At 43.5% G+C, this 10,330-nt stretch carries 9 protein-coding genes; 3 read left to right on the top strand and 6 right to left on the bottom strand.

The genetic code is table 11. The features are described from left to right. The 4 genes from GVO63_RS04935 to GVO63_RS04920 all read right to left on the bottom strand — a co-directional run. The coding region (locus GVO63_RS04935; RefSeq protein ID WP_308469288.1) for a FimV/HubP family polar landmark protein at positions 1 to 2,406 on the bottom strand (2,406 nt) is incomplete at its 3' end. A 542-nt stretch (positions 2,407 to 2,948) separates the two neighbouring features. After that, entirely contained in the window at positions 2,949 to 3,965 is a 1,017-nt protein-coding gene (locus GVO63_RS04930) for an aspartate-semialdehyde dehydrogenase (protein WP_159578347.1), read from the bottom strand. Between the two features lie 29 nt (positions 3,966 to 3,994). Then, entirely contained in the window at positions 3,995 to 5,203 is a 1,209-nt protein-coding gene (locus tag GVO63_RS04925; RefSeq protein WP_159578346.1) for a 4-phosphoerythronate dehydrogenase, read from the bottom strand. Between the two features lie 234 nt (positions 5,204 to 5,437). Beyond that, on the bottom strand, positions 5,438 to 6,193 hold the full coding sequence (locus tag GVO63_RS04920; RefSeq protein ID WP_159578345.1) for a class II aldolase/adducin family protein: 756 nt from the start codon (positions 6,191 to 6,193) through the stop codon (positions 5,438 to 5,440). A 114-nt stretch (positions 6,194 to 6,307) separates the two neighbouring features. Here GVO63_RS04920 and GVO63_RS04915 point away from each other — a divergent pair, with 114 nt between their 5' ends. Both GVO63_RS04915 and GVO63_RS04910 read left to right on the top strand, forming a co-directional pair. Beyond that, the gene (locus GVO63_RS04915) at positions 6,308 to 6,997 is read left to right on the top strand and encodes a Crp/Fnr family transcriptional regulator (protein WP_159578344.1); all 690 of its coding nucleotides are present in this window, start codon (positions 6,308 to 6,310) and stop codon (positions 6,995 to 6,997) included. A 79-nt stretch (positions 6,998 to 7,076) separates the two neighbouring features. Then, complete coding sequence (locus tag GVO63_RS04910) at positions 7,077 to 7,985, top strand: alpha/beta fold hydrolase (RefSeq protein WP_159578343.1); 909 nt, start codon at positions 7,077 to 7,079, stop codon at positions 7,983 to 7,985. 92 nt (positions 7,986 to 8,077) lie between these two features. Here the strand turns inward: GVO63_RS04910 and GVO63_RS04905 are convergent, their stop codons facing one another. Together GVO63_RS04905 and GVO63_RS04900 are read right to left on the bottom strand one after the other, a co-directional pair. Continuing rightward, complete coding sequence (locus GVO63_RS04905; protein WP_159578342.1) at positions 8,078 to 8,536, bottom strand: cupin domain-containing protein; 459 nt, start codon at positions 8,534 to 8,536, stop codon at positions 8,078 to 8,080. A gap of 198 nt (positions 8,537 to 8,734) precedes the next feature. Next, the gene (locus GVO63_RS04900) at positions 8,735 to 9,133 is read right to left on the bottom strand and encodes a DUF3718 domain-containing protein (protein WP_159489158.1); all 399 of its coding nucleotides are present in this window, start codon (positions 9,131 to 9,133) and stop codon (positions 8,735 to 8,737) included. A gap of 536 nt (positions 9,134 to 9,669) precedes the next feature. On the opposite strand from GVO63_RS04900, the gene GVO63_RS04895 reads away from it, so the two are divergent. Further along, positions 9,670 to 10,080 carry a hypothetical protein gene (locus tag GVO63_RS04895; RefSeq protein ID WP_159489116.1) on the top strand — a complete coding sequence of 137 codons (411 nt, stop codon included), beginning with the start codon at positions 9,670 to 9,672 and terminating at the stop codon, positions 10,078 to 10,080. The last annotated feature ends 250 nt before the right edge of the window (positions 10,081 to 10,330 follow it).

Genomic DNA, 10,330 nt, shown 5'->3' with positions numbered 1-10,330 from the left:
TTCTAGCTCTGGCTCTGCTTCAGATTCTGGTTCAACCTCTGGCTGCTCTTCCAAATCTTGCTCAAGTAAAACATCATCACCCGACTCTACTTCCGCCTCAAGCTCCGAGAGCAGCTCATCAGTAAGCTGATCGACTTCGTTACTACTTTTCGACTCTTCGGCTTCTAACTCTGCCAGTAATTCGTCGGTTAACGGGTCACTAAAGTCTTCATCATTTTCGCCACTTTCAATACCTTCAATGTGTTCGTCGTCAGTATGAGACTCTGGGCTGACTGCGAGTTCGTCCTCTAATTCGGCTTCAAGTTCGGCAAGCAGTTCATCAGTGAATGGATCATCGAAATCTTCATTATCATCCGCAGGTAAAATCTCTTCGCTCGCAGAAGCGTCGTCAATATCATTTTCTTCTTGAGCTTGAAGCTCAGCAATAAGGTCATCAGAAAGCGGATCGCTAAAATCAGAATCGATTTCAATTTCTTCCTCTAGCAAATCATCTAAATCGTCCGTAATAGCATCAAGGCTTTGTATTGATTGAGGTGAAGGTACAGATGTGGTTATTTCATCTTCAAATTCGTCATCGTCCTCTTCGCCGAGCCCACCCATCATTTCTATTTGCTCAATCTCATTAAGCAGGTCGTCGGTTATTTTGTTTATTTCTTTGTTTTGTTGGTTTATCTCGTCGTCGAGTTTGCTCAACATCTCTTCATTGATGAGTTCATTATTTTTGTCCAACTCATCGGTAAGACCAGCATCAACGCCATGCTCTTCCAGCAGATCATCTATGCTTATTTCAGGCTTTTCGTCTTCATCTTCTATGCTAGGAAGCGAAGCTGCAATTTCGTTTTGTTCGAAATCATTATCATCATTGATATCTTCAACAGAGCTTGCAAGCAGTGCATCGATATCATCTTCGTCAACATTTTCAGACTCAGATGCGCTACTAAATTCATTCAAGATGTCATCGGGATCTACATCGCCGGCTTCTTCTTCATCACTTTCATTCTGTTCTTCAGAGCCCTGACTTTGCACATCGTCAAGTAAATCATCGATATCGAAATCGTCCTCGACACTTGCTTCTTCAGTTTCTTCACTGCTTGGTGAATCTGGGGTCTGTTCGTTATCGTCTTCATTGCTCTCGTCAAAAACGTCTTCATCGCCCGATAAATCAAAACCTTCCAGATCCTCTGCGTCGTTTTCGTTTAATACCTTGTCCGATAAATCATCGTCATCGAATAAACTGTCGAGTTCGCTTTGATCAAGCTCGTCGTCACCAGCCTCAAACAAATCATCATCATCGGGGACTAACATATCGTCTTCTAGGTCAGCAAATGCCTCGAGCTCATCATCCAGACTCTCTTCCAAGTCAGAAGTGAGAACATCATCCAACAGATCATCATCGTTAAATAAGTCATCGTCAGACAATTCTGACTTATCGTCTAAGTCTGGGGCTAGCGCACTGGAAAGATCGCCAATATCCGTATCTGGTACAGGTATATCATCGTCGTTTGCCGTTATTGTGGGTCCTGATGAAGGCGCCTCTTGAGGCTTAGCATTGCGCTTTAGCAGCCACATAATTAGGCCACCAACCAGTAACAGCGACAAGAACGCAGAGCCGATTATAAGGCTCAGTGGATTTGTCAACATGCTCAAGAATGATGTTTGTTTTTCAGCTTCGCGCTGGGCTTGTTCAGCCTTGATCATGTCGAGCAATTCTTGCTGAAGTGCCACTTGCATATCAAGTTGGCTCTTAACATCGCCTTCAACCTGCCCACGCAAGGTTTCTAGCTCACCGTTGACGGCCTCAACACGCTCGTATAAACGCCTGTTTTCATTGAGGATGGCTTCAACATTTTCAAGTGAGGCGGCGAACTGCATACGCAACTCATCAAATTGGCGAGTTTGCTCCTGATCTAAACGCGTTATCTTCTGTTCAATATCAGTTTGGGTTTGGGTTAGATCTTGTTGATTTACCAGAGGCGATGCCGGCTTTATGTTTCTTACGCTACTGCCAGGTTTATTAAGCATTTCAGCAAATGCTCTTTCATCTTGCTCAGCGCGCATCTGCGCTTTCTGTTTGTCAATTCTGGCGATATAACGTTCTGACGGAAGCTTCAACATCGCTCCATCAACTAACAGATTTAGGTTTCCGTTTTCAAAAGCGTTGGGGTTTAACTCGTAGATGGCACTCATAACCTGATATACGCTCAGGTTATTGTTTTGACGATAGCGCTCAGCAATGCGCCAAAGGGTATCGTTGGCGTCGATGGGACCATACTCTAGGCCCGAAAACTGGTCAGTTGCGTCTTTGGGACCTTTTAAGAACGTAGCGCGTTCTTGTGCATCAACAGTGATTATAGGGCCAGACAAACAAAGTGTGAGTATAAGTAAGCCCGTTAAATGCAATTTCATAGCAGTCCTATATGCCCTCAAGCGTCTTTACCACCCGAGACTTATGGGCGGATTTTCTAGCCAATCAGTACGGAAGAAATATTGGCTTTTATTTTTATTCTTAAGCCACCTTGAAACCATTAATAATCAAGTTAGCGTTTTACAGTCTTAGTGAACTTAGCAGTAAGCTTTTTTTGCGCCTTATAGAGTTCTTACCCTTCGCCTAAGTGTCTGACTGAGTATTGTTTTTAACGATGTTCTATTCCTAACTTCACAAACTATAAACCAGTTATTGAGGGTGATCTAGTTAGACAGTAGTATTGAAGCGCTCTTATGCTCAAATTTTCGTTAAAAGCCGTCATTTGGCAATTCCAAGTACTGTCGCTTTATCCCGTTGAGTACTGTCACCTTGTATCACTTGATACGTCATGTTCATTGCAATAGCGCCTCCACTCTCGCGGCATTTGCCATTGCCCTCTCATTGCGTATCGGCAAGCACAGAAAAATGTTTACCTTTTCCTGTGCTTATCCGATTAATTAGAGGCTGGACTTCTTTAAAACACTTACAAGTAATCGCGAATGAGTGTCTCAGCAATTTGAATGCTGTTTGTCGCTGCACCTTTACGAATGTTGTCAGACACCACCCATAGGTTTAAACCACACGGATGAGTAATGTCATTTCTAATCCGCCCTACATGCACAATGTCGTTGCCGCTCGCACTGCTAACCTGCGTAGGAAACTGCTCATTACCGTCGTACACTGTTACGCCCGGGGCATCGGCTAAAAGTTCTTTAACATGCTGCGCATCTATAGGCGAACGTGTTTCTAGGTGAATAGCTTCAGCATGACCATAGAACACCGGCACGCGCACCGCAGTAGCGTTTACCAAAATACTTTCGTCACCCATGATTTTCTGTGTTTCCCACAGCATTTTCATTTCTTCTTTGGTGTAATCGTTGTCTTGGAAAACATCAATTTGAGGAATAACGTTAAAGGCAATTTGACGACTAAACGATTCAGGCTTTACTTCACGTGCGTTTAGCAAACCTGCGGTTTGTTTAGCCAGTTCTTCCATCGCTTCTTTACCTGCACCAGAAACTGACTGGTATGTGCACACGTTAATACGGTCTATACCAACAGCGTCTTGGATGGGTTTAAGTGCAACCAACATTTGAATGGTTGAGCAATTTGGGTTGGCGATAATGTTTCTATTGCGAAATTCTGCCAGTGCATGGGCGTTAACTTCTGGCACCACGAGTGGAATATCTGGCTCGTAACGAAACTCTGAAGTATTGTCGATTACGATACAGCCTTCCTCTGCGGCTAGCGGGGCAAATTTTGCAGAAATATTGCCACCCGCTGAGAAAAAACCGAATTGCACTAATGACCAGTCGAAATCATCAGCATCGAGTACTTCAATGTCTTCGCCTTTAAACGACACGGTACTACCTGCTGAACGTTTACTGGCAAGAGGGTACAAACGGTTTACCGGAAAGTCTCGCTCTTCTAATAGTTCAATCATGGTTTGGCCCACTAGACCTGTGGCGCCAAGTACCGCTACGTCAAACGCTTGCGACATAATGCTTTTTGCTCCTAAAGTAAAAATAACTAAACCAAACTAACGTGAAAGCCCAGTTTGGTGAATGTGTCTTGAATTTGCTTACTGGTGTTCTTTGGCAAGTGTAACGCATAGGCGCTGCACTCGCGACGCACTCTGTATTGCTTGCGCAATGTAGAAAACGTATTCGCAATGTCTGTGTCGGGCGTTTCATTATGGCCTGACGTTAACGCAAATGCGTTTCGCGTTATTTCATCGTCAACGGCAATGTCATAAACCTTGTGGAATACAGCAATGAGATCATCAACTGACAATCGCGATGCCTCTGGCGATGTTAACCCGGCATTTATCGGGTTAGTTTTATCTAAAAAGTCGCTAAGCGCTTTGTCTGGAATTACGCCTGCTACCTCACAAATTTGCTCGTAAATCATTTGTGTACCACGCACTTTGCCTTCAACAGTGTGACCCGCAATGTGTGGTGTAACGAACCAAACATAGTTGAAGAGCGCTGTGTTTATTTCTGGTTCGTTATCAAATACATCCAGTACTACCGTTGGCGCCTTTTCACGCTGAAGCACGCCAAGCAACGCAGCTTCATCGATAACCTCGCCCCGACATGCATTTATAAGCAGCTGGCTTGACGTTAATTCATCCAGAAACGCCTTGTCTATCATCTGATACGTGGGGTAATCGCCGCCTTTAGTAAAAGGCACGTGCAGCGAGATAACGTCGCACTTTGCTATTCGTGCTAAATCTACGAACGACTGACCGTTATGCTCGTTCTTACCTGAATTTGCTAACGCTTGCTGTAGCGGTGGGTCATACAGACAGTGTTTCACGCCAATGGCTGTTAGAATTTTTGATAGTGCAGTTCCTACATTACCAGCGCCCACTATTCCCACTGATGCATTGTATAAATCGAGTTTTTGGGCTTTTTGTGCGTGCAGCAAAACACTTAATACGTATTCGGCGACCGCCACGGCATTACAGCCTGCTGCACTGCTATGCGCAATGCCCACGCTGTCTAAATGCGTTTTGTCTAGATGATTGGTTCCCGCCGTTGCCGTGGTAACAAACTTAAGCTTATTCGCATAAGATAACAGCTCAGGCGTTACTTTAGTCGTCGAACGCAGCGCAAGAAGATCGACATCGCGCAGCATTTCGGGCACCAAAGACTGCCAAGCATAGGTTTCAACCTCACCTACGCTCTCAAGGTAATCGGTGCCAAACGGAATGGTGTCTTCAAGAAGTATTTTCATGGCGCTAAGTGTACCTTAACTTAGGCTTTTAGTAACCCAGCGCCCTCTATTTATCTTGTCAGTAAGCCGCTTTAATTTACGGTATTTTGATACACGTTGGGTGGCAACAATTGAGATTCAACGAAAATACAATGTTTAAAACGGCAGCTTATGAGACCAACGCGCTTAAACTCGTTCTTTTTGCCACCTATCCCCTTGCAAACATCGTGTTGGATAACGTCCAACTTCAAACCGTTACTTGTCGTATCCAGGGAAGCGACGCTCAACACGACGTTTAATACCCGGCCACGCGAGTGACCCGCCGGCCTGTTTTGTGACTTGATCGGCCTGCGTACGAATGCCCTCTAAAATTGCAGAGTGAATGGGAATAAGCGGTTTACCTGTAGCCTGCGCTTTTAACTGAATTTCACAGGCGCGCTGCATGATAAACATAAACAAAAACGCATCGGGAATATTGTCTGCACAGGTTAAAAGCCCGTGATTGCGCAAAATCATAAATTGGGTATCGCCAAGGTCGCGAACCAAACGTACTTTCTCTTCTGGATTTAACGCCACGCCTTCGTAGGCATGATAGGAAAGCGACGCCAGCGGGAAAAGCGATTGCTGAGAGTAAGGCTGCAACCCTTCTTCTAAAATAGATACCGCCACACCTTCTGCTGTGTGCAAATGCAACACGCACTTTGCATCGTCTCGTGCCTCGTGAACGGCGCTATGAATAGTAAAACCTGCTGGGTTAATGTCGAATTCACTTTCCATTACCTTGTTACCGTTGAGGTCAACTTTAACCAAATTTGACGCAGTAACTTCATCAAACATTAAACCGTAAGGATTAATCAAGAAATGATGCTCAGGCCCAGGAACACGCGCCGAAATATGGGTAAAAATGAGATCGTCCCAGCCATACATAGCAACAGCCCGGTAGCATGCTGCTAGATCAACGCGCGTTTGCCATTCTTCACTGCTTACCTTCGACTTTACTGAATCTGTCATAGCTCTACTCTTTTAATGTAAAAAATGATTTAAATTACCTGTTCTTACCGCTTACATTAAACGTAGGAATTACTATACACTGTCGGCTATGCGACATTGTAAGAAAATTGTTAAATGGAAAAGTTTAAACCGATTCTGGCGAGCTCTACGTGGTTTAGCGCGCTCCCCTCTTATTTACAGGACGCCATGTTTGAAAAGATGCGCCTGAAACATCTAAAAGCAGGCCAGCAACTGCATGCCAAAGGTGAAGAAGGTGTAGGCTTTTATGGTGTGTGCGAGGGCCGTTTGAGGGTTGTCACGGTAGGTATAGACGGGCGCGAAATGCTGTTTGCGTTACTTGGGCCTGGAACCTGGTTTGGTGAGATATCCATGTTCGACGACCTTCCTCGAACTCACGACAATTTCTGCGAGACAAACTGCACCGTCGCCATAATTCAAAAAAATGCGTTTAAAGCACTTCTGGAACAGTACCCTGAACTTTACCCGCATTTTACGCGCCTGTTGTGCACACGGGTGCGAAGTGCATTCCAGTTTATTGACTCTAGCGCAGGCCTTAGTCTTAAGCATCAACTGGTAAAACGGCTTTTAATGCTTACCACCAGCTACGGACAGCATTTACCAAAACACAATGCGATTACACTCTCGCTTTCGCAAGAGTCGTTGGCGCAGATGATAAACAGCAGTAGACAGACTGTTAACCAACTGTTAGGCGAACTCCAACAAGAAGGTTTGCTGAAACGACATTATGGAAAAATCACTATTCCCGAGCCCGATACTCTGTTTAGTCGTTACCAGTTTATTTGACCGCAATAGTTAGTTAAATTACCTGAACGCTTTTTAAACTTAAAAAAGCCGTGGAAACGTGAAGAAAAGGAAGTTCGCATTGAAAATTTTATCTGCCAGCATTGTTATACTTTTATTGGTCGGCTTTGTGTATCAATCATATTCAAGTTATGTAGATTCAGCCTCCTTTGAAAAGCCTGGAGAAATGATAGATGTTGGTGGCTACAGTCTGTATGTTGAGGACACTGGCGCAGGAAAGGTAACCGTAATATTTGACTCGGGTATGGGTGATGACTTGTCCGTCTGGAACAAAGTAGCAGAGGAAGTCTCACAGTTTTCTCGGGTCATTACCTATGATAGAGCTGGCCTTGGATGGAGTGAACAAAGCCCACGTGAAAGAGACAGTAAAGTCATTGTCGCTGAACTTCACTCGGTGCTAAAAGAGAAAGCTCTAACTGGACCAATTATCCTCGTAGGCCATTCATTTGGCGGGGTAAATATGCAACGCTATGCTCTCACCTATCCCGAACATATAGCCGCTTTGGTGTTGGTAGACTCTGCCCATGAAGATCAGATAAACAAAATGCCTCAAACAAATTTTCTTCAGAAATACCTTTTTAAATTTGGAATGTGGGCTGCCCCTTTCGGGATCCCCAGGCTATTTCTTTCCAACACTAATCCAGAAGAAAAAGCTAAAAAAAGTACGACCCAACATCAATATACCAGCTTAGACGAAGCCAAATACTTTCCAAAGAGTCTTAGTGAATTAAGCGAGTTAGCGCCTCACTTTGGCGACATGCCCTTGGTGGTTATTGCGCGCAATAAAGCATCGTCTGAAATCAATAGTACGAAAACTAAAGATTTGATATGGGCGAACTTGCAGGAGAACATTGCCGCTCGCTCAACCAATAGCACAATAATTTTTTCAAGGGAACGTCATCATTCTATTCACAAAATGCAGCCTGAAGTTGTAATTGAAGCAATTCAAACGTTAGCCGAAAGCCTTTAATTAAGACCAGAATTTTGCGAAAGCCCGTTTGGGTATGGTCCGAAGACGTATTAGTGACAATGTTAGTGTGCACCATTAAGAAATTATTATTTTCATGCGTGCTCTCCTGGCTGTACAAAGGTGACGTTATGGCGCTGGCCAATGCCTGGCATTTTTTCTAAGTCTTCGGGCAAGTTCGTGACAGTATCATTAATCTCTTCAAAAAAACGATGTGAGTGGCCTGGTGATTCAAAAGCAATCATCAAGCCTTCTTCATCCGACAAACCTACAAAAGCATGGGTGGTATTTGCCGGTGCCAACACATAATCACCAACGTTTAGCACATGCTTTTGGTTACCCACGAGAAACTCAACCTGACCTTTTAAAACATAAAAGGATTCATCCCAAGGATGCTGATGAGGCGGTGCGCCTAGGCCTTTCGGCACCGTATTGAGCATACTCGAATATCGGCCTTTCGTATCTTCACTGGTACATAAAAACTTAAGCTGCATGCCGAGCACGTTGAGCCAAGTGCCTTCGTCGGCATGTTTTACAATAGAATGGGTTGCCATGGGTGATATCCTTATATTAGATGCAACAACACTATGGATGATTGCGGCTAACAAAGCCTTTGTCTATGGGAAATAACGATATGTGTTAAAGCTGATTTCATTCTGAAATGTAAAGAAAAAGGCCCCTATGAGGGGCCTTCAGTGCAGCTTTCGCTGCCACCATGTTGAATGAGTTCACATGGTTATGTGAATGCGTTTTTAGATGCGCTCGTTTAGCTCTGCTGAAATTGGCGAAGACTGTAGTCCTTGCTCAGCTATCCACGCTGACAATGTTTTGCCGTCAGCCTCAGGCGCTTCCAAATCTTTGCTCGGCATTTGCTTAACCAGAAGTGTGCCTACTTCAACTGCATTGTTAGAAATCGCAGTTCTGATAAGGCTTTGGCCACCACATGAAATGCCAGAATAATAATCGCGAAGTTTCAATTTATAGTCCGACTGTACGCTACGCATTTTTTTACGCAGTTCACCTTTGTCGTCTGCTTGTACGATAGTACAGATATTAGCTAATGCTTCGTTAATGTCGTTAGCTTGCGCTGCGTTAGAGAAAGCTAAAGTAGATGCTGCAATTACTAGAGAAGTTTTAACGATTTTCAACATGGTTAAATTCCTTCGGTTAATTTGTTTGTTTGTTCGACTTAAGTAGATAACAAATATGCAGCTCGAAAAACATGCAGTGGAATAACAGCGTATTTGATTTAATACTTTTGGGGCTTTTTAAAGCCAATCGCATATCCGGTATCCCCTTACTACAAAAGCTATGAAGCTTTTAAACGGGAACGTCATCAAACTATTCGCAATAATGCGATCTGAAATTGTTGTTGAAGCAATTCAAACGTTAGCGAGATACCTTTAACAGATTCGAGAATTTCCTTTCGCATGATATAGAGGATATCTCCTCCAGAAAAACAACAAAACGGATAATATGCAATCGCTCAGAACTGAGATTAGGATTTCATTGAATCAGCATGGTTTGGTGCAAAAAAACTATGTTTTAAACGTCATTCGCCTAGTAGCAGATATAAATTTTTTTCATAACTAAAAAAACCTCCTACAATTATACTAAAGATGCAAACGTGTTTATTTGAGCAGTTATTTATTTGTCACCTATCGTCAAAGTAGTAGGAATTTTTAAGATGAATATTGAACCCGTACATGGCACTTACTCGCTAGAAAAACGAGATAATCTGATTGTTTGTTTTTATTCGGAAGGCTTTAATCTTGCCGGTGTAAAAGCGATTACAAATGATATCTTAGCGTTAGCGAAAAACCTCGACATATGGGGGCTCTACCAAAAACCAGACAGCACTGCAGGCATCGTTCATAACGCGATTGAAGAAATGATGAATGGCTACGTAAAGTTTCAAAATGCAGGTTGTGTGGCTGCAGCCATTCAAGAAAATAGTATTTTTGTTCGCGCTGGTAGTCCGCACCGTCCGCCCTCTCTGAAGATGCCAATTAGAATTGATAAATCAGAAGAGGAATTGCTTTTGTGGCTACGAACACATCTATCCAATAATCAGGCTATAAATCGAGCAACTGCTTAGTATTAAAGAAGGCTAGTTTGCATGCTTGTTCAACTGAACCAAAAACACACGCTAAGCGAGATGTGCGCATTGAGCTGTAGCGAAAATCTTTATTTTTAATTTTCTGCTTAAACGCATGATGCTTGAATGTCCAGCGTACAGGCTTCGCAGTTCAAGCCCCGAGAAGAAGATGCGAAATAGTGGTGAACTTAAGTGCAGACCACTCTTGATTTTAATACCAGTCCGCATAGTTCATTACCCACTCAGCGAG

The sequence above is a fragment of the Alteromonas sp. KUL106 genome (assembly GCF_009811415.1).
In the GTDB taxonomy this organism is placed as follows: Bacteria; Pseudomonadota; Gammaproteobacteria; order Enterobacterales; family Alteromonadaceae; genus Alteromonas.
Note: the sequence above shows the minus strand (reverse complement) of the source record. Positions and strands in the feature narration are given on the sequence as shown.